Origin of the sequence: Mangrovicoccus algicola (genome assembly GCF_014903745.1) — a bacterium.
Classification (GTDB): domain Bacteria; phylum Pseudomonadota; class Alphaproteobacteria; order Rhodobacterales; family Rhodobacteraceae; genus Mangrovicoccus; species Mangrovicoccus algicola.
Map to the genome: position 1 here is coordinate 55,189 of NZ_JACVXA010000019.1, position 25,258 is coordinate 80,446.

Below are 25,258 nucleotides of genomic sequence, written 5' to 3' on the forward strand. Positions count from 1 at the left end.
TCGGCGGCATCGGCGCCGCCGATCTCGCGGGCATGCCCCTGCGCCGCGCTCATGCCGCGCTGCCCATATAGGCCTCCCTCACGCGGGGATCGGCGGAGACCTCGGCATAGCTGCCCTCGGTCAGGATCGCGCCCCGCTGCAGCACCGTGATCCGGTCGCACAGTTCGGCGACCACGCCCAGATTGTGTTCCACCATCAGCACGGTGCGGGACTTCGCCACCTCGCGGATCAGCGCGGTGATGCGGGCCACGTCCTCGCGGCCCATCCCCTGGGTCGGCTCGTCCATCAGCATCAGCTTTGGCTCCTGCGCCAGGGTCGTGGCGATCTCCAGCGCGCGCTTGCGCCCATAGGCCATCTCGGCCACCTCGGTCGTGGCATAGCGGTCCAGCCCGACCATGCGCAGAAGCTCCATCGCGCGCTCGTCGAGCACCCGCAGCGACGCCTCGGAGCGCCAGAAATGGAAGGAGGTGCCCAGCTTGCGCTGCAGCGACACGCGGACATTCTCCAGCGCGGTCATATGCGGAAAGACCGCCGAGATCTGGAAGCTGCGCACCATCCCCATCCGGGCGATCTGCGCCGGTTTCGCCCGGGTGATGTCGCGCCCGTCATAGGTCATGGTCCCGCGGCTGGGCTGGTGGACCTTGGTCAGCAGGTTGAAGACCGTGGTCTTGCCCGCCCCGTTCGGCCCGATCAGCGCGTGGATCGTGCCGCGGCGCACCTTCAGCGTGACATCATCCACCGCGGTGAAACCCAGGAAATCCTTGCCCAGGCCTTCGGTCGTCAGGATATGCGCGTCGTTCATGCCCCGGCCCCGTCTTCCGCCGGATCCCGCGCCGCATCGCGGGCCTGGCCGCGCAGCACGAATTTCTGGATCTTGCCGGTGGAGGTCTTGGGCAGTTCGGTGAAGACCACGGCGCGGGGCGCCTTGAAATGCGCCATGTTCGCCCGGCAGAAGGCGATGACCTCCTCGGCGGTCAGGCTGACCCCCGGCTTCGGCGTGACGAAGGCGCAGGGCGTCTCGCCCCAGGTGTCGTCCGGCTTGGCGACCACCGCCGCCTCCAGGATGCCCGGGTGGCGGTAGAGCACGTCCTCCACCTCCACCGAGGATATGTTCTCGCCGCCCGAGATGATGATGTCCTTGGAGCGGTCCTTCAGCTCGACATAGCCGTCGGGATGCATCACCCCCAGATCGCCCGAGGCGAACCAGCCGCCGCGGAAGCTGCGGGCCGTGGCGCTGGGATTCTTCAGGTAGCCCTTCATGACGTTGTTGCCGTGCATGAAGATCTCGCCCAGGGTCTGCCCGTCCGCAGGCACCGGCTGCATCGTGTCGGGATCGGCGACCATCAGCGCCTCCAGCGCCGTGTTCGGCACGCCTTGGCGGGCCTTCATGCGGGCCTTCGCCTCCGGCGGCAGCGCGTCCCATTCCTCGCCCTTCCAGGCGCAGATGACCGAGGGCCCGTAGGTTTCCGTCAGCCCGTAGACATGGGTGATCTCGATGCCCATCGCCTCCATCTTCTCGATCACGGCGGCGGGCGGGCTGGCCCCGGCGGTCATCGCCCGGACCGGATGCGGCACATGCCGGATCTCCTCGGGGGCGTTGGCCAGCAGGTTCAGCACGATCGGGGCCCCGCAGAAATGCGTCACCCCCTCGTCGCGGATCAGCGCGAAAATCCTGTCGGCACGCACCGCCCGCAGGCAGACCGAGACCCCCGCATTGGCCGCGATGGTCCAGGGAAAGCACCAGCCGTTGCAATGGAACATCGGCAGCGTCCACAGGTAGCGCGACTGCTGCGGCATGTCCCAGGTGGCGACATGCGCCAGCGCGTTGAGATGCGCGCCGCGATGATGATAGACGACGCCCTTGGGATCGCCGGTCGTGCCGGAGGTGTAGTTCAGGCTGATCGCGTCCCATTCGTCGGCGGGCATCGCCCAGGCGAAATCCGGATCGCCTTCCGCCAGGAGCGCCTCGTAGCCGAGGCTGCCGACCGGCGTGCCGCCCTCGAAGGAGGGATCCTCGATATCGACGGCCAGGATCTGGTCCGCGCGGCCGGTGATGCGCAGCGCCCGCGCCGCCATCGCGGAGAATTCCGGATCGACCAGAACCGCCCTGGCCTCGCCATGGTTGAGGATGAAGGCCACCGTCTCGGCATCCAGCCGCGTGTTGATCGTGTTCAGCACGGCCCCGGCCATGGGCACGCCGAAATGCGCCTCGAACATCTCGGGGATGTTGGCCGCGATCACCGCAACCGTGTCGCCCCGCCCGATGCCGCGGCGTTCCAGCGCCGAGGCCAGCCGACGGCAGCGCGCATAGGTCTCGCCCCAGCTCTGGCGCCTGTCGCCATAGATGACGGCAGGCAGGTCGGGATGGATCGCCGCCGTGCGCGCCAGGAAGCTCAGCGGCGAAAGCGCCGCGAAATTCGCCCCCGTGCGATCCAGCCCCATGTCATAGATGCTGCCGCCCCCGATGCCGGACATCCGCTCCTCCCCAGAAACCCTGTCTTCCCCATCAGTGGCGCGCCGATGTTTCCCAAGATTTGCGGAAGTCTTACGAATTGTAACAGGGTCTTCGCGACGGACCAAAATCGCATAGACTGGCCTGACCCGGGGGAAGAGGGGCGATGTACCACGCGACACAGGGCGAGAAGCGCGCAGATGAACTGGTCCAGGCCGGTCTGGACCATATCGACCAGGGCATCACCATCTTCGACCGCGACCTGCGGCTGGTGGGATGGAACCGCCGCTTTCTCGACCTGCTGGGATTCCCCGAGGATCTGGCCTATGCCGGCGCGCCCTTCGAGATCTTCATCCGCCACAATGCCGAGCGCGGCGAATACGGCCCCGGCGACCCGCAGGAACAGACCCGGTTCCGGGTCGAGCGGGCCCGCCGCTTCGAGCCGCACCTGTTCGAGCGCCCCCGCCCCGACGGCCGCATCCTGCGCGTCGAAGGGGTGCCGATGACCACCGGCGGCTTCGTGACGGTCTATACCGACATCACCAACGACAAGAGCCGGGAGGAAGTGCAGGAGCGGCTGATCCGCGACCGCACGCGGGCGCTGCGGCTCAGCGAGGAACGGCTGCGGCTGATCGCCGACAACGTCCCCGCGGGCATCGCCCAGGTCGATCGCGACATGCGCATCTGCTTTGCCAATATCCGCTTTGCCCGCGCCTACGGGCTGAGCCCGACCGAGATCCTCGGGCTGACCTGCGACGACATCCTGAAACCCGAGACGCTGGATTTCTCGCGACCGTTCTTCGACCAGGCCCGCCGCGGCATCCCCGCGGATTACGAGATGACCGTGACCCTGCCCTCGGGGCGGGTGATCGACATCCGCACCTTCCTGCGTCCCGACCGCCCCGGCGAGGGCACGCCCTGCGGCTTCTACCTGCTGTCGGTGGACATCACCCGGCTGAAGAAGGCGACCGCCGCGGCGCTGCAGGCGCAGAAGATGGAGGCGCTGGGACAGCTGTCATCGGGGATCGCGCATGATTTCAACAACCTGCTGACGGTCATCATCGGAAACCTGGTGCCGCTATGCGACCGTCTGGGCGATACCGAGGAGACCCGCGACCTGGCCCGCCCCGCCCTGGCGGCGGCGCGGCGGGGGGCGAATTTCACCCGCCGCCTGCTGGCCGTGGCGCGGCGCCAGGCGCTGCAGCCCGCGGCGGTGGATGTCGAGGACGCGATCGGCCAGCTGGTCAAGCTGCTGCGCCCGTCGCTGCCGGAGAATGTGGAACTTGCCACGCGGCTGCGCGGCGGCGCGAAACCGGCCTTCGTCGATCCCGGCCAGCTGGAGATGGCGCTCCTGAACCTGGCGATCAACGCCCGCGACGCGCTGCGCGACGGCGGGCGGATCGAGCTGGCGAGCCGGCACCAGACGCTGGGCCCGGCCGAGGCGGAGGCGCTGAAGCTCGGGCCGGGCGATTACGTGCGCGTCTCGGTCACCGATGACGGGCCGGGCATGGACGCGGCCACCGCCGCGCGGGCCTTCGAGCCGTTCTTCTCCACCAAGGCGGATGGCGGCGGCTCGGGGCTGGGCCTGTCGATGGTCTATGGCTTCCTGCGCCAGTCCGGCGGTGCGGTGCAGCTGGATACCGCGCCGGGGATGGGCACGCGCTTCGACCTGTTCCTGCCCGCGCTGAGCGTGCCCGCCCCCGCGCCGGCCGAGGATCCCGGCGAGGTGCCGCCCGCCGGGGTCGCGCCCGGCATCGCGCTCCTGGTGGAGGACAATTCCGACGTGCGCCGGGTGATCCGCCGCCAGCTGGCCGAGCTGGGCTATCCGATCATCGAGGCGGGCAGCGCCGAGGAGGCGGAGGAGACGCTGGAGGCGGTGGCGGGCATCCGGCTGGTCGTCACCGACGTGGCCATGCCCGGCGCGATGGACGGGCGCGACCTGGCGGCGCGGCTGCGCGCGGCCTGCCCCGGCATGGCGGTGGTGGTGATGACGGGCCATTCCGAGCTGATCGCCGCGGCGGATCCCGACATGGCCATTCCCTTCCTGCAGAAGCCCTTCGAACGCGCCGCGCTGGCCGCCGCGATCGCCGCCGAGCATGCCCGCATCGCCCGGCTGGAGGCGGTGTCCTGATGGCGCGCCTGGTCTTCCTGCTGGAGGATGACGCCGATGTCGCCGCGGTGCTGCGCCGCGCGCTGGAGGATCACGGATTCGAGGTCGAACGCTTTGCCCGCCGCGCCGACATCGTCGCGCGGCTGGGCCGCGTGCGTCCCGATATCTGCCTGATCGACCTGGGGCTTCCCGATGGCGACGGGCTCAGCGTGGTGGGCCACCTGCTGCGCGACCTGGCCATTCCGGCGATCATCGTCTCGGGGCGCGGCGATGTCACCGACCGCGTGGTGGGGCTGGAACTGGGCGCCGACGACTACCTGGTCAAGCCGGTGGAACCGCGCGAGCTGGTGGCGCGGGTGCGGTCGCTGCTGCGCCGCGCCGCGGGGGCGCCGATGCCCGAGATGGCCCGCCAGGTCGCCCGTTTCGACGGCTGGTCTGCCGATTTCGGGGCCTGCACCCTGACCGATCCCCGGGGGGGCTGCGTCTCGCTCTCCGCGGCGGAGGCCTCGCTGCTGCGTGCCTTCGTGACCGCCGCGGGACGGGTGCTCAGCCGCCGCTTCCTGCTGGATATCGAGGGACCCTCGGACCTGGAGACCTTCGACCGGGCGATGGATGTGCGCATCTCGCGGCTGCGCCGAAAGCTGGGCGACGATCCCAGGAAACCCCGCGCGATCAAGACGGTCTACGGCGCGGGCTATGTCTTCACCCCGCGGGTCGACTGGGCCCAGGGTCCTGCCCGGGGCGAGCCCGGCTGAGCGAAAGTCTCAGGCATTTGATCGCACGGTCCGGAATTGCCCTGTACTCCGGGCGGCGATCTTCCTAGAGATCACGGAAACCGGAGCCAGCCGCCGCAAGCTTCTGCCCTTGTCCGAACCTCCAGGAGCCCCGCGATGCAGACCCGCCCGCTTCTTGCCGCCTTCGGCCTTGCCGCGCTTGTCGCGGGCAGCGCCGCCGCAGATCCTCTGAGCCTCGAGACCGCCCGCGGGCCGGTCGAGGTCGCCGGTCATCCCGGCACCATCGTGGCCTACGACACCGCCGCGATCGACACGCTGGACGCGCTCGGCGTGCCGCTGGCCGGGGCGCCGGCACCGCTTTACGTGCCCTATCTGGAACAGGCCGTGTCCGGCACGCCGACCGTCGGCACGCTGTTCGAGCCGGACCTGGAGGCGCTGGCGCAGATCGCGCCCGACCTGATCATCGTCGGCGGCCGTTCCGCCACGCAGCTGGAGTCGGTGGCGCGGGTCGCCCCGGCCGTCGACATGACCATTCCCCCGGACGACCTGGTCGGCGCCGTGCTGGCGCGGCTGGACAGCTATGGCCGCCTGACCGGACGCGAGGCGCAGGCCGAGACGCTGGAGGCGGAGCTGCAGCAGAAGCTGGAGACCGCCCGCGCCGCCGTCGCGGGCAAGGGCAATGCGCTGGTGATCCTGACCAACGGGCCCAAGGTCTCGGCCTATGGCGCGGGCTCGCGCTTCGGCTGGATCCATACCGCGCTCGGCCTGCCGCAGGCGCGCGAGGGGCTCGATGCCCAGACCCATGGCGAGGCGGTGTCCTTCGAGTTCATCGCCGAGGTCGATCCCGACTGGCTGCTGGTGGTCGATCGCGGCGCGGCGGTGCAGGCCGAGGGCGAGAGCGCGGCGCAGACGCTGGACAATGCCCTGATCCGCGAGACCAAGGCCTGGAAGAATGGCCATGTCGTCTATCTGGACCCCGCGCGGATGTATATCTCGGGCGGCGGCGTGCAGGCGATGACCGGCATGCTGGACCAGATCGCGGAGGTCTTCTCCGCCGCCGGGGGCTGACCGGCCGCACCGCCTGACGCATGACCCGTCCGCTGCCTCTCACCTGCCTGCTGCTCGGGCTGCTGGTGCTGGCGTCGCTCTGCACCGGGGCGGCGTCGATGTCTCCGCTGCACCTGCTGGGCGACCCCGAGGGGCTGCGCCTGCTGCTGCTGAGCCGGGTGCCGCGCACCGCCGCGGCGATGCTGTCGGGGGCGGCGATGGCCGTGGCCGGGGTGATCCTGCAGCTTCTGGTGCGCAACCGCTTCGTCGAGCCGGGCACCACCGGCACGGTGGAGGCGGCGATGCTGGGGCTGCTGGCCGTCACCATGCTGTCCCCGGGAGCCCCGATCCTGGCCAAGATGGCCGTCGCGGCCGCCGCGGCCCTGGCCGGAATGGCGGGGTTCCTGGCGCTGATCCGCCGCCTGCCCCCGGAAGAGCCGCTGATGGTGCCGCTGGTGGGCATCATCTACAGCGGCATCATCGGCGCGGGCACGACCTTCGTCGCCTACCAGGCCGACCTGCTGCAATATCTGGGCACCTGGATGAACGGCGAATTCTCCGGCGTGCTGGCGGGGCGCTACGAATTGCTGTGGCTGGCGGGGCTGGTGGCGGGGCTGGCCTATCTCTATGCCGACCGCTTCACCATCGCCGGACTGGGCCGGACCGCCAGCATCGGGCTGGGGCTGAACTATGCCCAGACGCTGTGGATCGGGCTGCTGACCGTCTCGGTTGTCACCGCCATGGTGGTGGTCACCGTCGGCGCGATCCCCTTCGTCGGGCTGGTCGTGCCCAATATCGTGGCGCGGATCATGGGCGACAACCTGCGCGGGTCGCTGCCGGTGATGGCGGCGATGGGCGCGGCGCTGGTGCTGGGCTCGGACGTGCTGGGACGGATCATCCGCTTCCCCTACGAAATCCCCGCCGGGACGATCTTCGGCGCGGTGGGCGCGGCGGTGTTCCTGTGGCTCCTGCTGGGACCGAAGCCGCGTGCCCGATAGACGCCTTCTCGCCCTTGCCGCCGCGCTGCTGGCGGCCTGCGCCTTCTTCCTGTTCTGGGGGCTGAAGGGGCCCGCGGGCTTCATCCTGGAACTGCGCGCCACCAAGCTGGCGGCGCTGCTGCTGGTGGGGGCGGCGACCGGGATCTCGACCGTGCTGTTCCAGACCGTCACCGGCAACCGCATCCTCACGCCGGCGATCCTGGGCTTCGACTCGCTGTTCCTGCTGGTGCAGAGCCTGCTGGTTCTGGGCCTGGGCGGGCTGGGCTATGCGATGGCCGACGGGGCGGGCAAGTTCCTCCTGGACACGGCGCTGATGATGGCCGCGTCGCTGGCGCTGTTCTCGCTGCTGACGGGGCGCGGGCGGGGCGATCTGCACCGGATGATCCTGGTCGGCGTGATCTTCGGCCTGTTCTTCCGCTCGATGACCGCCTTCGTGCTGCGGCTGATCGATCCCAGCGAATATTCCGTGATCCAGTCCGCCATGTTCGCCAGCTTCGGCAGCATCGAGGCCGGGCACCTGGCGATGGCGGCGGCGCTGTTCGTGCCGGTGATGGCGGTGATCTGGCGGCTGGCCCCGGCGATGGACGTGATCGGGCTGGGCCGCGACAGCGCGGTCGGGCTGGGGCTGCGCTATGACCGGCTGTGCACGCTGGCGCTGCTGCTGGTGGCGGCGCTGGTGGCGGTCTCCACCGCGCTGGTCGGGCCGGTCAGCTTTCTCGGCCTGCTGGTCTCGGCGCTGGCGCATGAGCTGATGAAGACCCCGCGCCATGCGCTGCTGCTGCCGGCCGCGGCGCTGATTGCCGGGCTCATCCTGGTGATCGGACAGGGCGTGTTCGAGCGGATCCTCGGCCTGCAATCCACGCTCTCCGTGATCATCGAATTCGCCGGCGGGCTCCTGTTCCTCTATCTCGTGCTCGGAGGCCGACGCTGATGATCGCCATTCGCAACCTCAGCCACCGCATCGGCGGGGCCACGATCCTGGACGAGGTGTCGCTGGACATTCCCCGCGGCGGCATCACCGCGATCATCGGACCGAACGGCGCGGGGAAATCGACGCTGATGGGGCTGGCCGCGCGGCTGATCCCGCTGCAGGACGGACGGGTGGAGATCGACGGGCAGGACATCGCCCGGACACCCACCGAGGAGCTGGCGCGGCGCCTGGCCATCGTCACCCAGCGGGTGGGCGTGGCCAGCCGCCTGCGGGTGGGCGACCTGGTCGGGTTCGGGCGCTGGCCCCATCACCGCGGCCGCCCGGGCCCTGCCGATCACGCCGCGGTGGAACATGCGCTGGAGGCTTTCGATCTGACCGCCCTGCGGCACCGGTTCCTCGACGAGCTGTCGGGCGGGCAGAACCAGCGGGCCTTCATCGCCATGGGGCTGGCGCAGGAGACCGAGTGGCTGCTGCTGGACGAGCCGCTGAACAATCTCGACATGTTCCATGCCCGCCGGCTGATGGCGCGGATCCACGCGCTCAGCCGCGCGGGCGGCCGTTCGGTCGTGATGGTGGTGCATGACATCAACTATGCCGCCGCCTGGGCCGATCACGTCGTCGCGCTGAAGGACGGACGGCTGGACTTCGAGGGCGCGCCGCGCGAGGTGCTGACCGGCGCGCGGCTCTCCGCGCTGTTCGGCATGGAGATCGCGGTGGAGGAGATCCGCGGCCGTCCCACCGTGCTGCACCACGCCTGAGCCTCAGGCGCGCACCACCGTCCCCGCGGGCGGCTCCGGCCCCGGATCGAAGGGCCCGGGCGCGGCCCCGCCGCCCACCGGCTGCGACGGGTCGACGACCGCGCTGCAGATCCCCGTCGCCGGATCGCGGGCCACGCCCGAGACGCAGGCATAGAGCTTGGGATAGACGGCGGAGCCCGCCACTTCCAGATCGCCGTGCAGCCCCTCCAGCGCCGCCAGGACCGCCTCGCCCAGCCGGGGATCGGCGCGCACCGAGCCGCGGAAGCTGGCATCGATGCGGGGATGATGCACCGCCGCCTCGAGGCTCATGCCGAAATCGGTCATCAGCGCGGCGACCTGGGCGACGGCCGGCATGATGAGGTTCCCGCCCGAAGCGCCGAGGGCGAAGACCGCCTGCCCGTCCCGGACCGCCACCGTGGGACACATGTTCGACGAATTGATCCGCTTGCCCCCCGCCATCGTGGTCGGCCGCCCGGGGCGCGGGTCGAAATAGCTGACCGCGTCATTCATCAGGAGCCCCGTCCCGGGCAGGGTCACGCCCGAGCCGAAGCGGTTCAGCAGGGTCGAGGTCAGCGCCACCATGTTGCCCGCCGCATCCACCGCCGCCATCGAGGAGGTGCAGGCGCCCGTCTCGGTCACGGCGCCGTTGCGGATCTTGTGGGCCTTCCAGCAGGCATCCAGCGCGCGGGCATAGGCCAGCCAGGTTTCCGGCGCGGGCGCTCGGGGCGGGGCGGGCATCTCGGATCCGGTCATGGCGAGGAAGTCGCGCAGCCTCAGCCCGCCCGACATCTCCCCGCAGGTATGGAGCACGTGGCCGCGATGGCCGGCCTGCATCGGCGCGAATTCCCGGACCGCATAGCCGGCCAGGTCCTCGTGGCTGATGCGGCTGCCCCCGGCCTGCAGATCGGCGACGATCCGCCCGGCCAGCGCGCCGCGATAGAAGCTGTCGCTGCCGCCTTGCGCGATCTCGCGCAGCGTCCCGGCCAGGTTCGGGATCCGCAGGACGCGTTCGGGCCGATGCGGATGGCCGCCCGGCAGATAGGTCGCGGCCGAGACCGGGTCGCCCGCCAGCACGGGCGCGCACAGCGCGATCTGCAGCGTGGTGAACCAGTCTGCCCAGATCCCGCGTTCGGCCAGGCGGATGGCGGGGTCCATCACCTGCGGCAGGTCCAGCGTCCCGAACCGGGCAAGCGCGTGGTTCAGCCCGGCCACCGCCCCCGGCACGGTGATCGACCGGTAGCCCTCGGTATTGGCATTCCCGGCCACGGCGGGAAACCCCATCGGCGTGGGCGGCAGGCCGGGATCGACCGGGTAATCCTGCAGGCGCAGGCCCCGGGGCAGGACCCCCTGGAAATCCAGCGCGACAGCGCGCTGCTCCGCCGCCAGCCAGATCACCATGAAACCCGATCCGCCCGGGCCGCTCATCCAAGGCTCCACCGCGCCCAGGGCATAGGCGGTGGCGGTGATGGCATCGACGGCGTTTCCCCCGGCATCCAGCATCGCCGCCCCCGCCTCGGCAGCCTTCACATGCTGCGCGGCCACCGCCCCCCGGGCCGATCTGGCGACGGGCGCGGCGAGCGTCCAGCGCTCGGTGGCGGCATTGATCGTCAGGCGGGTCACGGGCCCGCGCGCCCGGCTGCCGGCCCGGGAGGATCGTCCAGAATGATGGACGCCGCGGCGCAGGACCGGCCACCATCCATCATGCCGGACCCCCGGCCCCGGCCTCCGACAGAAGCCGCGCGGCGATCATGTCGCCGATGGGCAGGGCCGAGGTCGCGGCCGGCGAGGGCGCGTTGAGCACATGCAGCATCCGCGCGGTCTCGCCGAAGAGGAAGTCCTGCTGCATGCTGCCATCGGCCATCACCGCCTGGGCACGGATGCCGCACGCCATCGGCGTCAGGTCGGCAAGCTCCAGCGACGGGCAATAGCGGCGGCAGGCCTCGAGGTAGCGGCGGCGGAAGACCGAGTTGCCGATCTCCGCGAGGCCCGGCCGGATGTTGCGCGCGATGGATTTCCAGAACCCGCCGAAGCCGAAGCTCTCGGCCATGTCGCGCAGGTCGAGGGACCATTTCGGATAGCCCTCGCGCGCCAGGCCCAGCATCGCGTTCGGCCCCACCGTCACCGATCCGTCGATCATCGGCGTCAGGTGCACGCCGAGGAAGGGCAGGCCGGGCTCGGGCACCGGGTAGATCATCGCGCGGACGATGCCGGCGCAGCGCGGCCCCAGCCGGTAGTATTCGCCGCGGAAGGGCACGATCCGGTGGCGGATCGCCAGCCCGGCCATCCGCGCCACCCGGTCCGATTGCAGCCCCGCGCAGGCAACCAGCCGCCGCGCCTTCAGCACCCCCGCCTCCGTGTCGATCTCCACATGCCCGCCGGTCTCGCGGATGGCCTGCGGCGCGGTGGCGAAACGGATCTCGCCGCCCTGCCCGCGCAGCTCGGCCGCCAGCGCCTCCAGCACGGCGCAATAGCTGACGATGGCGGCAGCGGGCACCCGGATCGCGCCGAGGCCGGTGATCTGCGGTTCGCGTTCGGCAATCCCGTCCGGGCCGATCATCTCCGCCTCGATGCCGTTCTCCCTTGCCCGCGCGAACAGGGCCTCCAGCCGCGGCAGCTCGTCCTGCCGGGTGGCGACGATCAGCTTGCCGCGGGGCTCCACCGGGATCCCGTGCTCGGCGCAGAACGCCTTCGTGCGCGCCGCGCCCTCGCGGCAGAGCCGCGCCTTCAGGCTGCCCGGGGCGTAGTAGATGCCCGAATGGATGACCCCGGAATTGCGGCCGGTCTGGTGCAGGCCCAGCCGGGCCTCCTTCTCCAGCAGCAGGATCGATGCGCCGGGCCGCGCGGCCAGGAGCGCGCGGGCCGTGGCCAGTCCGACGATGCCGCCGCCGATGATGCAGAAATCGTAAACCATGGCCACATTCAGACCCCCCGATTGATCCTGCGCAAGGAAATAGTCACCCCGCCGATGCAGTCTGCGGTCAGTGCCCGCGCCTTGAAAGGACCGATCATGCCCGCCCTGCTGACGTTTCTCGCCGCCCTCCTGGCGATCCCCGCGCTTTGCGCCCTGCCCGCGCGGCAGAGGGTGCCGCTGCGCGCGGCCGCGACATGGCGCCGCCCCCGGGCCCCCGACGGATCCGCGGCGCCGCCGCGTTGAAGGGGCGCAATCCGAGAAGGAGTTTCCCGATGCCCGTGCCCTCCCTGTTCCCAGCCGCCGCGCCGCGGCCGCGCCGTCTCTGCGCGCTGCTGGTCCTCGCGGCGCTGCCCGCCCTGCCCGCCTTCGCGCAGAGCCCGAGCCAGGGCGCGCTGGCGGCGCTGGAGCGGCTGGGGATCGAGGCGGCCGAGCTGAAACATGCCGACCGCTATGACGAGACCTTCCGCGGCCGCGCCCCGAGCGGCGCCATGGTCGAGGTGGAGATCGAGGCGGATGGCCGCGTCTCGGAGATGGAGACCGCCGGGCATGAGGGGTTCCCGCTGTCGGATGCCGCGCCGCTGCTGCCGCAGGCGGTCATGGACGACGCGACCCTGCCCGATGACCTGCGCATCGAGAAGCTGGAGCTGGACCATGACCGGATCGAGATCGACGGCTGGTCGGGATCGCCGCGCCGCGAGGTGGAGGCCGAGTTCGGCCATGACGGGCGGCTGATCTCCTTCGAGCGGGACTGAGCCCGGCGGCCTGCGGGTAGGCCGGGGAAGGAGAGGCCCCGGCTCTGCGGCCGGGGCGCGTGGCGCGGGCGGAGAGGGGGCGCGCCCCGCCGCAGGCGCCGGTCGGCATGAGGAGGGCGCGGACAGGCCGCCCGCACCCCGCCCGAGGCGTGATCAGGCCGGGACCGGGACGGTATAGCCCTTGGCCATCTCGGCCAGCGACTTCACCTTGATCTTGTCGGCATGCCCGGCCGTGCCGAAGGCCTCGTAGCGGGCGATGCAGATCTTCTCCATCTCGGCGCGGGCGGGGCCCATGTACTTGCGCGGGTCGAATTCCTCGGGATGCTCGGCGAAGACCTTGCGGATCGCCGCCGTCGCCGCCATGCGGTTGTCGGTGTCGATGTTGATCTTGCGCACGCCGTGCTTGATGCCGCGCTGGATCTCCTCGACGGGCACGCCCCAGGTCGGCTTGATCTCGCCGCCGAAGGTGTTGATGATCTCCTGCAGGTCCTCGGGCACCGAGGAGGAGCCGTGCATCACCAGGTGGGTGTTCGGGATGCGCTTGTGGATCGCCTCGATCACGTCCATCGCCAGGACTTCGCCATCGGGCTTGCGGGTGAACTTGTAGGCGCCGTGGCTGGTGCCCATCGCGACGGCCAGCGCGTCGACGCCGGTATCCCTGACGAACTGCTCGGCCTCGGCCGGATCGGTCAGGAGCTGGTCATGGCTGAGCTTCTCGGTCGCGCCATGGCCGTCCTCCTGGTCGCCCATGCCGGTTTCCAGGCTGCCCAGAACGCCCAGCTCGCCCTCGACCGAGACGCCGCAGGCATGGGCCATCTGCACGACCGACCGGGTCACGCCCATGTTGTAGGCGTAATCGGCCGGGGTCTTGCCGTCTTCCTTCAGCGAGCCGTCCATCATGACGGAGGTGAAGCCGTACTGCACCGCGGTGGCGCAGGTCGGCAGGCTGTTGCCGTGGTCGAGATGCATGCAGACCGGGATATGCGGATACATGGCAACCAGGCCGTCGATCAGGTGCTTGAGCACGATGTCGCCGGCATAGGAGCGCGCGCCGCGACTGGCCTGGATGATGACGGGCGCATTGGTCTTGTCCGCGGCCGCCATGACCGCCAGCCCCTGCTCCATGTTGGAGATGTTGAAGGCGGGGATGCCGTAGTCGTTTTCCGCGGCGTGGTCGAGAAGCTGTCTGAGGGTAATACGGGACATCGGGACGATCCTTTCGCTAGTCGGCGAGATACTTGGCAATGGTGTCGACCTCGTCGGCGGCGCCGAAGACGAGGGGGGTGTGCTGATGGGGGGCGTCGGGCAGGATATCGAGGATGTCGCGCCGCCCGTCCGTGGCGCGGCCGCCGGCCTGCTCGATCAGGAAGGCGATCGGCACCGCCTCGTAGCAGAGCCGCAGCCGGCCGTTCTCATAGCCGCTGCGGCGGTCGGCCGGGTAGAGGAAGGCCCCGCCCTGAAGCAGGATGCGATGCAGCTCTCCCACCGCCGCGGCCAGCCAGCGCATGTTGAAATCCTTGCCGCGGGGACCGGTGCTGCCCGCGCGCAGGTCGGCGGCATAGCGCTGGAGCCCCGGCACCCAGTGGCGTTCGTTGGAGGCGTTGTAGGCGATGCTTTTCGTGCCCGGCGCCAGCGCCAGGTCGTTGCGGGTCATCACGAAAACCGCCAGCAGCGGATCCCAGGTCGCGACATGCACCCCCTGCCCCAGGCTGAAGCCGAAATCCAGCGAATGGCCGAAGGAGGCGTAGCCCGCGGCCACCGCCTCGCGGCCGCGGCGCAGCACTCCCTCCGGCCCGGCGGGGTAGATGGCGAAAAGCAGCCCGAGCGGGGCGCCGATGCCGATGGAACCCGATCCGTCGATCGGGTCGATGACCACGTCCCAGCGGCCCCCGGGGGTCAGGAGCGCGACCTCCTCGGCCTCTTCGGACAGGACCAGCCGCGCGCCCGCCGCCTTCAGCGCCAGGATCAGGTGGTCATGCGCGGCGACGTCCAGCGCCTTCTGCCGGTCGCCGCTGTCATTGACGCCCACGATGGCGGCGGGATCGCCGGGCAGATGCCCCGCGGCAAGCCGCAGGGCCAGCGGCGGCAGCGCGGCGGCGATCGCGGCCACCACCTCGGCGGGGCCGTCGGACGCGGCCAGGCATTCCTCCAGGGTCGGCGCCGCAGACGGGACGTCATGGGACAGGACGAGCATTGCACCTCGGGGTTCTGCAGGCATTCCGCCCGGTTCTGGGTTACGTGGTAGACATAGTGCAGCGGTTTGAAAAGATCACACGGCGATACGTCACGCCCCCGAGGGCCATGTTTGCGTTAACCTTTTGTTTGAGGTCCTGCGCCAATCCTGCCCCCGGGCGCCGGGACCTGCATGGCGCCGCAATCCCGAGCGGAGCGTCGCCTCATGCCCCCCATCCCGACAGGGGATCATCCGGACCCGTTGCCCCGCGGCGATCAGCCGTGGCGGTGGCTGGCCGCGGTCTTCCTGTGGGTCGTCGCGCCGGTGCTTCTGCCGGGCGCGGCGACGGGCCAGGCGCCGCCCGCCGCGATCACGGCAGGCTGCATCTCGGTGACGAACCTGTGCCGCGCGACCGCGGATGGCGGGCATAAGGGGTTCTCGGCCGACCTGGCGCGCCGCATCGGCGAGATGACCGGCCTCGAGATCGACTTCCTCGACATGCTGCCCAGCCTGCTGATCGGCGCGCAGCTGCGCGGGGAAAGCCAGCTTCTGGCAGGCATCCCCGAGCTGGACTCGCTGGCGGCGACCAATCTTGCCTCCCGCCCGGTCGCGGCGAACCGCATCCGGCTGTTCACCCTGCAGGAGCGGGTGGCGGCGCTGTCCGGCCGCCCCCTCAGCGGACTGCGGATCGCCTATATCGAAGGCGGGACCGGGTCGAAATTCCCCGACCTCTTCCTGCATAACGAGGGCGTGGCCACCCGCACGCCGGAGGAGATGATCGCCTTCCTGCTGGGCGGGCGGGCGGATGTCGCGGTCGTGTCCGAACGCGGCATCTTCTCCAGCGCGCGCGAGATGGGCGTCGATCACCGGGTCGCGATGCTGGGCGCGCCGCTGGCCGAGGAAAAGCGCGTCGTCTACCTGCATCGCAGCCGCGCGGCCCTGCTGGGACCGGTCAATGACGCCATCGCCGAGATGGAGCGCAGCGGCGAGCTGGCCGCGCTGCGTCGGCGCTGGCGCATCGACCCGCCCGCCCCGCCGCCGCCGGTGCTGCGGGTCGGCATCAGCCATGCCCCGCCCTATGGCATCATCGATCCCGATACCGGCGAGGTCACCGGCTATGCCGCGGAGTTCTTCCGGCAGCTGGCCGCGCGCGCGGGCCTGGCCTATGCCTTCGTGCCGATGAGCCGCCGCGACTACCTGGACTTCCCGCGCGGCGGGCAGGCCGACATCCTGCCGATGCAGGTCGTTTCGGCCGACGCGCGCGCGGACATGGATTTCACCCTCCCCACCGAGGTCATCCATTTCGCCGCCTTCGTGCGTCCCGACGGTCCCCCGCATGCCGAAGCCTCGGATCTGGTCGGCAAGCGGGTCGCGATGCGCGCCGAGACCCGCGACCTGCTGCCGGAGATCGGCCTGCCGGGGGTGGTGCCGGTGGTGCTGGCGACGGAACGGGCCATGCTGGCCGCGCTGGCGCGGCGCGAGGTGTCGGCGATCCTGGGGGCGCCGGGGCTGATCGAGGCTGCGGCCGCGGGGATGACGGCGGGCGGGCGCATCCGGCGGCTGGATACCAGCCTGTTCGAGCTGCGCCACGCCATCGCGCTGCGGCTGGGGCTCGGGGCGGTGCGCGAACAGCTCAACGCGCAGCTGCCGGGCTATGCGCTGTCCGACGAATTCCGCGACCTGCGCGAAAGCTATTTCGGCACGCCGCAATTCTGGACGCCGGAACGGCAGCGCCAGGCGATGGCGGCGGCGGCGGGGGGGCTGGTCCTGCTGGTCCTGTTCGGCACGGTCACCTTGCTGAGCCTGCGGGCCAAGCGCCTGGCGGAACGGCTGACGCGCCGCACGCTGCTGGTCAGTTCGCGGCTGCAGGCGGTGATGGATTCCGTGCAGGGCGGCATCGTCGGGCTAGACGGGGGGCGCAACGTGGTGCTGGCCAATCCCGCCGCCCAGGAGCTTCTGGGCGCCGCCCGGCGCGAGGCGCCCTTTCCCTGGCCCGACGGCGTGGCCTTCCTGGACCGGGAAAGCCTGGCGCCGCTGCCCGAGGGGCGCGATCCGCTGAGCCGGGCGCTGGCGGGCGAACGGCTTCCCGGCGAGGTCCACCAGATGGCCCGGCGCGGCAGTGCGGGCGGGGGTTTCGTGCGGATTTCCAGCGCGCCGGTCGAAATGGAAGGCAGCGCCCTGCGCACGGTCCTGAGCATCGACGACATCACCGAGCAGGAACGCAACCGCCAGCAGCTGGAACGCTCCGGCCGTCTCGACGCGCTCGGCCAGCTGACCGGCGGCGTGGCGCATGATTTCAACAATCTCCTCGCCGCGATCGAATACGGGATCGAGCTGGCCCGCCAGGAACCCGAAGCCGAGAGCCGCGCGCGCTATCTGCAGGCGGCGCAGGCCTCCGTGCAGCGCGGCGCCGCGCTGACCAAGCGGCTGCTGGCCTTCGCGCGCCGCCAGCCCGGACTGGCGGCCGCGCGCGAGGTCGAGACGATCCTGTCCGAATTCGAGCAGCTGGCCCGCCCCCTGATCGAGGGGCATATCTCGCTGCGGCTGAATCAGACCGATCCGGGCCTGTGGGTGTATTGCGACATCGCGCAGCTGGAAAACGCGCTGCTCAACCTGGTCATCAATGCCCGCGATGCGGTGATGCAATCGGGAAAGGGGGACTGGATCCGGCTGGATGTGCGCGCGGTCAGCGACCTGCCGTCCGGTCCGGCCGCAATGCGCGCGCCGCGCAGCGCAACCGCCCCCCGATATGTCGAGATCTCGGTCAGCGACAACGGCCCCGGCATGAGCGAGGAGGTCAAGCGCCGCGCGCTGGACCCGTTCTTCACCACCAAGGGGACCAATTCCGGGACCGGGCTGGGCCTGTCGATGGTCTATGGGTTCGTGCAGCAATCCGGCGGCACGCTGCGGATCTATTCCGAACCGGGACTGGGCACGACGGTCCGCATGTGCCTGCCGCGCGGCAGCGCCACGGGGCGGCGCGAGGAGCCGGTGCCGCGCCCGCCGCGCCCGGCCGGGGCGGGGGAGCGGATCCTCGTGGTCGAGGACGAGGCGGAGCTGCGGCAGATGACGGCCGGGATGCTGGCCTCGCTGGGCTATTGCGTGCAGACCGCGGCGGACGGGGCGGAGGCGCTGGCGCGGCTGCGCGGGGATGACGGGTTCGACCTGCTGCTGACCGACATCGTCATGCCGGGGCTGGGCGGGTTCGACCTGGCGCGGGAGGCGCGGGATCTCTACCCCGCCCTGCCGGTGGTCTACATGTCGGGCTATACCGGCATTTCCGCCGCCGAGATGGGCGCGGTGCGCGCGCCGCTGCTGCAGAAACCCTGCCCCCCCGCGCAGCTGGCCGAGGCGCTGCGGGACGCGCTGTCGGATCGCGGCTGAGCCGCGCGGCACCGAAGGTTTTCGCGCGGCGACAAATTGGCAGGGTCCGCCAGATAGGGATTTTCTTTGTTTTCAACCTGCGGCTAGGGTCGCGGCAGTGATTTCCCTAGCGCAAGGCGGCCCGCCGGCAAGATGACCCATTTTCGCAGCACCGCGCCCCGGGGCGCGACCCTTCACCCCGAGACCGGGCTGCTCTCCTATTCTCCCGAGGCGCTGGCGGCATTGCAGGCGAAACTGTCGGGCGAAGTGACCCAGCCGGGATATCCCGGCTATAACGACGACCGCATGGTCTTCATGCATACCTACCAGGCCTATCCCCAGCTGATCGTTCATGCGGGCTGCGAAACCGACGTGATCGCGGCGCTGGACTTCGCGCGCGAACAGGGGCTGAAGGTCACGGCGCGTTCGGGCGGGCATTCGACCGCGGGCTTCTCCTCGGGCGACCAGATCGTCATCGACACGGCCGGGATGGATCATGTCCTGGTCGATCCCGCGGCCCGCACGGCGCGGGTGGGGGCCGGCACGCAGTTCCGCAAGCTCAACCGCGTGCTGGACCATTACAGGCTGCACGTGCCCGGCGGCGGCTGCGAGACGGTGGCCGTGGCGGGCTACATGCAGGGCGGCGGCTTCGGCTTCACCTCGCGGCTTTTCGGGATGAATTGCGACAATGTCTTGTCCTTCCGCATGGTCACGCCCGACGGGGAGATCCGCCATTGCGACGCGGCCGAGAATGCCGACCTCTACTGGGCGGTGCGCGGCGGCACGGGCAACCAGTTCGGCATCCTCACCGAGATCACCTATCGGCTGTATCCGCTCGCGGATGTCTGGGCCTTCGGGCTGCGCTTCGCCCTGTCGGATGCGGCGGGGATCGCGACGGCCGCGCGGGTCATGGCGCTGCTGCAGGCGGAATATGCCGTCACCGGCCCGGCGAAGATGGGACAGCAGGCGCTTTTGATGTTCCTGCCCACCGAGGCCGAACCCGAGGCCCAGCTGCCGGTGCTTCTGGTGCGCGGGCTCTATGACGGCACGGAGGCGGAATGCGAGGCCGCGCTCGGCCCGCTCCTGGCCCATGTGACCGACCGCGCGGCGCAGGTCGAGATCTGGCGCGCCGGGCGCTACCTGGAGGTCAACGAGGCGCTCTTGCAGACCGTGCATCCGCCGGGGCTCGACATGCCCAATGTCTCGATGAACACCAAGCCGCTGGTCGACGGGCGGATCATCGCCGCCTCCCATCCGGCCGAGCGCTGGCAGGAGCTGATCGCCCATTTCCTGACCGCACCGGACCTGACCTGCTTCATCGCCGCGGAATATTACGGCGGCAGGATCAACGAACCGGCGCCCGGCGCCATGGCCTATTGCCACCGCGATGCCAGCCTGGACCTGTTTTCCTGGGCGTTCTGGACCTTCGATGCCACGCAGCAAGCCGCCACCGACTGGCTGGACGGGTTTGCCCGGATTGCCGGGGCGATGGGCAACGGCCACCGCTACCAGAACTATCCGCGCCGCGGCAATGCGGGGTTCCTGCACGATTATTTCGGCGCCAATGCCGCGCGGCTGGTGGAGGTCAAGCGCCGCCATGATCCGCAGATGCTGCTGGACTACGAACAGAGCATCCCGCTGGCCCTGCCCGGGGAGGAGAGCGCGTGACCGCCGAACCCCGCGACGCGGCAGAGGAGGCGGGGGGCCGGGTCATCGGGCTGTTTCTTGATCCGCCCATGGCCATCGCCCGCGTCGGCGCCTCGCCCGAGCCGCTGGAGGCCTATCGCTGGGCGCTGGACGAGAACCCGCATCGCGGGGTGCAGACGCGCGTGGTCCCCGCCCCGACCCTGGTGGCAGAACCCGTCGATGTCCTGGGCCAGGGCCCGATGCGCCTGCGGGTGGAGACGCCCGGACACGTCACCTTCAAGGATGCCGAGGGCCGGGTGAAGCCGGTCGCGCCCTTCTTCGAACTTTGGGCGCGGGTGCAGCGGCCATCGGGCAGGATCGAGCCGCAGCCGGTCACCGCCGCCTTCCTGGCCCGCCATGGCAGCGGCCTTGACGCGCTGCAATTCACCGTGGTCGCCGCCAACCGCAAGGCGCAGGCCCGCACCAAGCGCGCCGCCGATGCCGCCATTGCCCGCATCGTGTTCCGCGCCGACGACTATGCGCGCCACATGCTGGAGGCGGTCAGCCCCCATACCGAGGGCGAGGTGCCGCTGGTGCGTCCCGACGCGCCCCTGCCGCTGGGCCATGTGCAGACCTTCGCCCCGGCCCCCGGCACGCCCTCCCCCGCCACCCGGCTCGACCAGGTGCGGCTGCGCTTCACCCCCGGCAAGGGCGACAGTTTCGGCCCGCCGGAGGCCTCGCAGGCCGTGGCCTCGCCGCTGGCGCCGGGCGATTTCGTGCCGCATGTCACCGAATACGGCCGCATCCACCAGATGACCCGGCCCGAGAACCGCATCCTGTCCAGCGACTCGCCCTGGCTGGGCTATAGTTTCGGCGCCGATGACAGCCCCAAATGGCCGACCCCGATGGACAGCTATGACGGCGCCCGGATCGATCCGGGCCATAGCTGGGGACTGATCGACGACACCTGCGACCTGGTGATCGAGGCGCGGGTGGCGATTGCCGGGCAGCTTCTGACCGCGCAGGCCCGCGCCTTTGCCGGGCCGCCCGATTTCGCCCCCGACCGCCGCCCGATGTATTCGATCCGCGACGAGCTGGAGGATCGCGAACTGCCCCCCGCGCCGCTGGATCCCGACACAACCCCTGCCGAGATCCTCGACCTCTTCCGCCGCATCTTCGAGACCGCCAGCCTCGTCAATCTCGACCAGCGGCGGCACTGGGCGCTGTCGGGCAATGCCTGGATGCACGGGGCGCGCAACAAGGACGACCCGCAATGGGACGAGGGGCTGGCCCCGCGGCTCGGCCCCGCCTCGATGCGGCGCGAGGATGCCCCCTATGCCGACCTGACCCCGGATTACACGCCGGGCCAGGGCGCCACGCTGGCGCCGCGCTCCAACGGGTCGGAACGGCTGCCCTATACGACCGTGGTGCAGCAGGTGCATGCCCGCATGGCCGACAGCCCGGTGCTGGCCGCCTTCCTGTCGCGCCGTCCCGACCGGGTGCGCGACCTGGTGCGCCCGCCCTTCGGCTGGGTCGCCGAACTGCCCGCCCATCCCGGCCTGACCCCGCCCGCCGCGGTGCCGGTGGGCCGCCACCATGCCGCGGGACACGAGCCCGCCCCGCGCGGCCCGCTGCGGTTCCGCGATCCGCGCACGCTGGCCGACACCTCCTATGACATGCGGATGCCGCCCTTCATGCGTCATTCCATGGGGGTGCCCCTGTCGGTGACGCGGCGCCAATACGACCTGCTGATGGCCTATCTCGACAAGCTCGAAAGCGACCCGGCCTGGCGCGCGCAGGCCGCGGGCCTGCCGGAGGAGGATGCATGACCGACACGCCCGACCGCCTGGTCCGCCCGCTGAACCGCGCCGCCCGCCCGCCCGCGCCCGACAGCCCGGCCTATCCCGAGCCGGTGCTGGGCAATTCCGCCGCCACGCTGATGGACTCGGGCGTCGGCAACTGCTTTCCGGGGCTGGAATTCGACCTGCGCCAGCTGGATGTGCGGTTCTTTCCCGGGCTGGTCTTCGCCTTTCCCGGCGTCACGCCCGCGGGGCCCGACGGCACGCAGGGCGCGCAGCTGGTCTATGCCGACACGACCGGCGATCCCGATTTCGACCTGCCCTATGACTGGGTGGGCGAGCTGGCGCGCAGCCTCGGCGGCCCGGCCGGCGACGCGCTGGCAGAGGGCCAGTGGTACCTGCACGCGGTCGAGCAGAAGGACCGCCGGATCGAGCTTTACGACCGGGTCGTGCTGCAGAACGCGATCCACCTGATCCCCTATGAGGGCGAGATCGCCTGGTGGATCATCCGCCTGATCGAACGCGACCCCGACCCGGCGCTGGCCGATCTGGTGATCGAACTGACCCGGCGCGACGCAAACGGCCAGCCTGCCGGACAGCCGGTGCGGCTGAGGGGCAAGCGGCGCGCCTATCTCGACGGCGAGGGGATGATCTCGCAGGTCTACCGCCCCGGCGAGCTGACCGCCTCGATGTGCAGCCCCTGGACGCATGATTTCCGCGACTGCGCCTGCCAGTACTGGGCCTCGAACCATCCCGACGTGGTGCTGGGCGAGGTGATCGACCCCAATGACCGCGGCCGCGCCCAGGCCGGACAGGCGGATCCGGCGGAGGAGGACGACCCCCTGCAGCCCGTCAGCTTCCTCGACTGGATGCGCCGCCGCACCGATCCGGCGCGCGACGTGCAGGCGCAGACCACGATCGACGGCGCGCGGCCCTATCGCTACGACCCCTACGAGATCAACCTGGTCTGGCAGGAACTGGATTTCGTGCTGCAGGGGCAGGAGGCGAATGCCACCCCCGCCCCCGACCTGCCCGAACCGCCCGACGCCCCGCCGACCGCGCAGGAGGTCCATGCCGACCTGCGCGACAATCTGGGGCCGCTGGAATACATCCTGGCGCTGCGATACCTCTATGCGACCTTCTCGATCCGCGCGCCCGAGGAAATCGACGCCGCGACCGAGGCCGCCTGGCCGGGCCTGTCCGACGATCTGCGCGCCGCGCGGCAGATCCTGCTGTCGGTGGCGATCAGCGAGATGACCCATCTGCGCTGGGTCAACCAGATGCTGTGGAGCCTCTCGGCGGCGCTGCCCGCGGAACTGCCCGCCTATCGCCCGGTGGTCGGCCCCGGCCTGCCCGCGCCCGATCCCGACCCCGAACATGCGCTGCGGCTGGACCGCGCCACGCCGGAGGTGATCGCCGAATTCGTCGCGCTGGAGCGGCCGGGCGGCGATATCGACACCGAATATGCCGAGCTGGTGGCGCATCTGCGGGACAACCCCGCCTATCCGCCGGGGCTGTTCCAGCTGGCGGTGCGCATCGATGCCGACGGGCTGGCCCATTACAACAAGTTCCGCGACATCGAACGGATCCTCGCCCCCTATGCGGCCCGGCCCGGGATCTACCTGCGCGACCTGGCCGAGGCCGCGGCGGACGACCCTGCGGCCGCCCCGGCGCTGGCGCTGCTGCGCGAGGCGCTGGCGGCGCTGCGCGAGGGCGCGCGCGCCGAGGCGGCGGCGGCGCGCAGCAATGCCGACCGCGCCCTGGCCGAGGCGCGCATCATCGCCGCGCGCGACCGGATGCACGAGCTGTGGGAGGCGGGCGAGGCGCTGGCGCGCAGGGGCAAGGGCATTCCCTTCTTCGCGCCGCTGCCGGAGACGGCGCATGGCTGACGGCGCGGCCCCGCCGGTCCTGATCCGCGGGACGCCCCGCAGCCGCCAGGCGCATCTGTCGGGCGATCTGCTGCTGATGGCCGAAAGCGCCGCGCTCTATGCGCTGCCCGGCGCGCAGGCGGCGGCGCTGCGCGCGGCCATGGAGCGGGGCGAGGCGGCGGTGACGGCGCGGCTGGCGGCGCTGGGGCTGACCGCGGCTGCGGCGCCCGCCCTGTCCGATGATCTGGCCGATGACCTGTCCGATGCGGCGCCGGGACCCGTGCGGGCGCTGGCGCTGACCGTGGCGCAGGGCTGCAACATGGCCTGCGGCTATTGCTATGCCGCGGGCGGCGCCTTCGGCGGGGCGGTGCGGCAGATGCCGCCCGAGGTGGCCCGCGCCGCCATCGACCGCCTGATCGAGGCCGCCCCGCCCGGCGGCGCGGTGCAGATCGCCTTCATGGGGGGCGAGCCCTGGATGGCCAAGGGGCTGATCCGCGATGCCGTGATCCATGCCCGCCGCCGCGCCGCCGCCCGCGCGGTGCGCACGGGGTTTTCCATGACCACCAACGCGACGCTCTTGCGGGCCGAGGATGCCGCCTTCCTGGCCGAGCACCGCTTTGCCGTGACGGTCAGCCTCGATGGCGACCGCGCCGCCAATGACCGGCTGCGGCCGATGGCCGGGGGCGGGGGCAGCTTCGACCGGGTGGCCGCGCGTCTGGGGCCGCTCCTGGAACAGGCCGACCGCCTCCGGCTGTCGGCGCGGGTCACGGTGACGCCCGACAACCTGGACATCCCGCGCACCGTTGCCGCGCTGAGCGCCCTGGGCTTCGACACGATCGGGGTGTCGCCGATGCTGGCCTCGCCGACCGGCAAGGGGGCGCTCGGGGCGGCGGACTTCCCGCGGCTCCTCGAGGCGATGATCGCGGCCGGCGAGGACTGGCTGGAGGCCATCATCGCCGGGCGCCCGCACGGCTTCGCCAACCTGGCCACGGCGCTTGGCGAATTGCATCGCGGCCAGCCGCGCAGCGTGTCCTGCGGGGCGGTGCGCGACTATCTGGCGGTGGATGCCGAAGGCAATTACGCCGCCTGCCACCGCTTCGTGAACGACCCGCTGGGGGCGATGGGCGACCTTTCCGGCGGTCCCGATGCCGCGGCCCGCGCCGCTTTCCTCGCGGAGCGCCGGGTGGAGGCGCAGCCGGGCTGCGCCGGGTGCTGGGCGCGCAGGCTCTGCGGCGGCGGCTGCCATCACGAGGTGCTCCATGCCGGACGGCCGGCCTGCGATTACGTGCGCGGCTGGCTGGATTACGCGATCTCCGCCTATGGACGGCTGATGGCGGCGCGGCCGGACTGGTTCGGCGATGCCTGACATCCTGGTCGCGGGCGGCGGCCCGGCGGGGGCGGTCGCGGCGCTGATCCTGGCGCGGCGGGGATACCCGGTGCGGCTTGCCGACCCGCTGACCCCGCCCGCGCCCCGGATCGAGAGCCTCGCCGCCTCCGCCCTGCCGCTGGCCGCGGATCTGGGGATCCTGCCGGTGCTGGAGGCGGCATGCCTCGGCCGCGCCGCGGCGATGGAGCTGGACTGGCGCGACCGGCCCGAACGCCGCACCTTCGAGACCGACGCGCCCTGGCTCCTGTCGCGGGCGGCGCTGCATCGGGGGCTGCGGGATGCCGCCGCCGCGGCCGGGGCCCGGATCGTGGCGCAGCGCGTCGCCCGGCCGGCCCCCGGCGCCCTGCGG

The 25,258-nt window shown here is 71.3% G+C and carries 20 protein-coding genes; 14 read left to right on the forward strand and 6 right to left on the reverse strand.

All coding sequences use genetic code 11. The features are described from left to right. Window positions 1–49 precede the first annotated feature (49 nt). Window positions 50–802, reverse strand: coding sequence for an ABC transporter ATP-binding protein (locus ICN82_RS08390; protein WP_193181631.1), 753 nt, complete (start codon window positions 800–802; stop codon window positions 50–52). Further along, window positions 799–2,475 carry an acyl-CoA synthetase gene (locus tag ICN82_RS08395; protein ID WP_193181632.1) on the reverse strand — a complete coding sequence of 559 codons (1,677 nt, stop codon included), beginning with the start codon at window positions 2,473–2,475 and terminating at the stop codon, window positions 799–801. Before ICN82_RS08395 ends, ICN82_RS08390 begins: the two co-directional genes overlap by 4 nt. Before the next feature lie 143 nt (window positions 2,476–2,618). Between ICN82_RS08395 and ICN82_RS08400 the strand changes: the two genes are divergently transcribed. The 6 genes from ICN82_RS08400 (at window position 2,619) to ICN82_RS08425 (ending at window position 9,030) form a co-directional block, all read left to right on the forward strand. Beyond that, window positions 2,619–4,583, forward strand: coding sequence for a hybrid sensor histidine kinase/response regulator (locus ICN82_RS08400; RefSeq protein ID WP_193181633.1), 1,965 nt, complete (start codon window positions 2,619–2,621; stop codon window positions 4,581–4,583). After that, on the forward strand, window positions 4,583–5,317 hold the full coding sequence (locus ICN82_RS08405) for a response regulator (RefSeq protein ID WP_193181635.1): 735 nt from the start codon (window positions 4,583–4,585) through the stop codon (window positions 5,315–5,317). Before ICN82_RS08400 ends, ICN82_RS08405 begins: the two co-directional genes overlap by 1 nt. A gap of 135 nt (window positions 5,318–5,452) precedes the next feature. After that, entirely contained in the window at window positions 5,453–6,364 is a 912-nt protein-coding gene (locus ICN82_RS08410) for a siderophore ABC transporter substrate-binding protein (protein WP_193181637.1), read from the forward strand. A gap of 20 nt (window positions 6,365–6,384) precedes the next feature. Continuing rightward, window positions 6,385–7,341 carry an ABC transporter permease gene (locus ICN82_RS08415; protein WP_193181639.1) on the forward strand — a complete coding sequence of 319 codons (957 nt, stop codon included), beginning with the start codon at window positions 6,385–6,387 and terminating at the stop codon, window positions 7,339–7,341. Beyond that, window positions 7,331–8,272, forward strand: coding sequence for an iron chelate uptake ABC transporter family permease subunit (locus ICN82_RS08420; RefSeq protein ID WP_193181641.1), 942 nt, complete (start codon window positions 7,331–7,333; stop codon window positions 8,270–8,272). Before ICN82_RS08415 ends, ICN82_RS08420 begins: the two co-directional genes overlap by 11 nt. Beyond that, complete coding sequence (locus ICN82_RS08425) at window positions 8,272–9,030, forward strand: iron ABC transporter ATP-binding protein (protein WP_193181645.1); 759 nt, start codon at window positions 8,272–8,274, stop codon at window positions 9,028–9,030. Before ICN82_RS08420 ends, ICN82_RS08425 begins: the two co-directional genes overlap by 1 nt. 3 nt (window positions 9,031–9,033) lie before the next feature. On the opposite strand, the gene ICN82_RS08430 is transcribed toward ICN82_RS08425, so the two are convergent. Together ICN82_RS08430 and lhgO are read right to left on the reverse strand one after the other, a co-directional pair. Continuing rightward, on the reverse strand, window positions 9,034–10,650 hold the full coding sequence (locus ICN82_RS08430; protein WP_330998977.1) for a gamma-glutamyltransferase family protein: 1,617 nt from the start codon (window positions 10,648–10,650) through the stop codon (window positions 9,034–9,036). Window positions 10,651–10,729: 79 nt separating this feature from the next. Then, window positions 10,730–11,941 carry an L-2-hydroxyglutarate oxidase gene (gene lhgO / locus ICN82_RS08435; protein WP_193181646.1) on the reverse strand — a complete coding sequence of 404 codons (1,212 nt, stop codon included), beginning with the start codon at window positions 11,939–11,941 and terminating at the stop codon, window positions 10,730–10,732. A gap of 96 nt (window positions 11,942–12,037) precedes the next feature. Between lhgO and ICN82_RS08440 the strand changes: the two genes are divergently transcribed. Both ICN82_RS08440 and ICN82_RS08445 read left to right on the forward strand, forming a co-directional pair. Further along, window positions 12,038–12,184 carry a hypothetical protein gene (locus tag ICN82_RS08440; RefSeq protein WP_193181647.1) on the forward strand — a complete coding sequence of 49 codons (147 nt, stop codon included), beginning with the start codon at window positions 12,038–12,040 and terminating at the stop codon, window positions 12,182–12,184. A 29-nt stretch (window positions 12,185–12,213) separates the two neighbouring features. Further along, window positions 12,214–12,693: a hypothetical protein gene (locus ICN82_RS08445; RefSeq protein WP_193181648.1), complete on the forward strand. Its 480-nt coding sequence runs from the start codon at window positions 12,214–12,216 to the stop codon at window positions 12,691–12,693. 153 nt (window positions 12,694–12,846) lie between these two features. Here ICN82_RS08445 and fba read toward each other — a convergent pair whose 3' ends face one another. Beyond that, window positions 12,847–13,899: a class II fructose-bisphosphate aldolase gene (fba, locus tag ICN82_RS08450; protein ID WP_193181649.1), complete on the reverse strand. Its 1,053-nt coding sequence runs from the start codon at window positions 13,897–13,899 to the stop codon at window positions 12,847–12,849. Window positions 13,900–13,915: 16 nt separating this feature from the next. Beyond that, window positions 13,916–14,887, reverse strand: coding sequence for a class 1 fructose-bisphosphatase (locus tag ICN82_RS08455; RefSeq protein WP_193181650.1), 972 nt, complete (start codon window positions 14,885–14,887; stop codon window positions 13,916–13,918). A gap of 204 nt (window positions 14,888–15,091) precedes the next feature. On the opposite strand from ICN82_RS08455, the gene ICN82_RS08460 reads away from it, so the two are divergent. The 6 genes from ICN82_RS08460 to ICN82_RS08485 all read left to right on the forward strand — a co-directional run. Then, window positions 15,092–18,250, forward strand: a complete 3,159-nt coding sequence (locus ICN82_RS08460) for a transporter substrate-binding domain-containing protein (RefSeq protein ID WP_193181651.1) — start codon at window positions 15,092–15,094, stop codon at window positions 18,248–18,250. A 132-nt stretch (window positions 18,251–18,382) separates the two neighbouring features. Then, the gene (locus tag ICN82_RS08465; protein WP_193181652.1) at window positions 18,383–19,897 is read left to right on the forward strand and encodes an FAD-binding oxidoreductase; all 1,515 of its coding nucleotides are present in this window, start codon (window positions 18,383–18,385) and stop codon (window positions 19,895–19,897) included. Then, window positions 19,894–21,684, forward strand: coding sequence for a hypothetical protein (locus ICN82_RS08470; protein ID WP_193181653.1), 1,791 nt, complete (start codon window positions 19,894–19,896; stop codon window positions 21,682–21,684). The genes ICN82_RS08465 and ICN82_RS08470 overlap by 4 nt, the downstream gene beginning before the upstream one ends. Further along, on the forward strand, window positions 21,681–23,543 hold the full coding sequence (locus tag ICN82_RS08475; protein ID WP_193181654.1) for a ferritin-like domain-containing protein: 1,863 nt from the start codon (window positions 21,681–21,683) through the stop codon (window positions 23,541–23,543). Before ICN82_RS08470 ends, ICN82_RS08475 begins: the two co-directional genes overlap by 4 nt. After that, window positions 23,536–24,888: a radical SAM/SPASM domain-containing protein gene (locus ICN82_RS08480; RefSeq protein ID WP_193181655.1), complete on the forward strand. Its 1,353-nt coding sequence runs from the start codon at window positions 23,536–23,538 to the stop codon at window positions 24,886–24,888. The genes ICN82_RS08475 and ICN82_RS08480 overlap by 8 nt, the downstream gene beginning before the upstream one ends. Next, a partial coding sequence (locus ICN82_RS08485; RefSeq protein WP_330998978.1) for an FAD-dependent monooxygenase occupies window positions 24,881–25,258 on the forward strand: 378 nt, incomplete at its 3' end. The genes ICN82_RS08480 and ICN82_RS08485, both read left to right, overlap by 8 nt.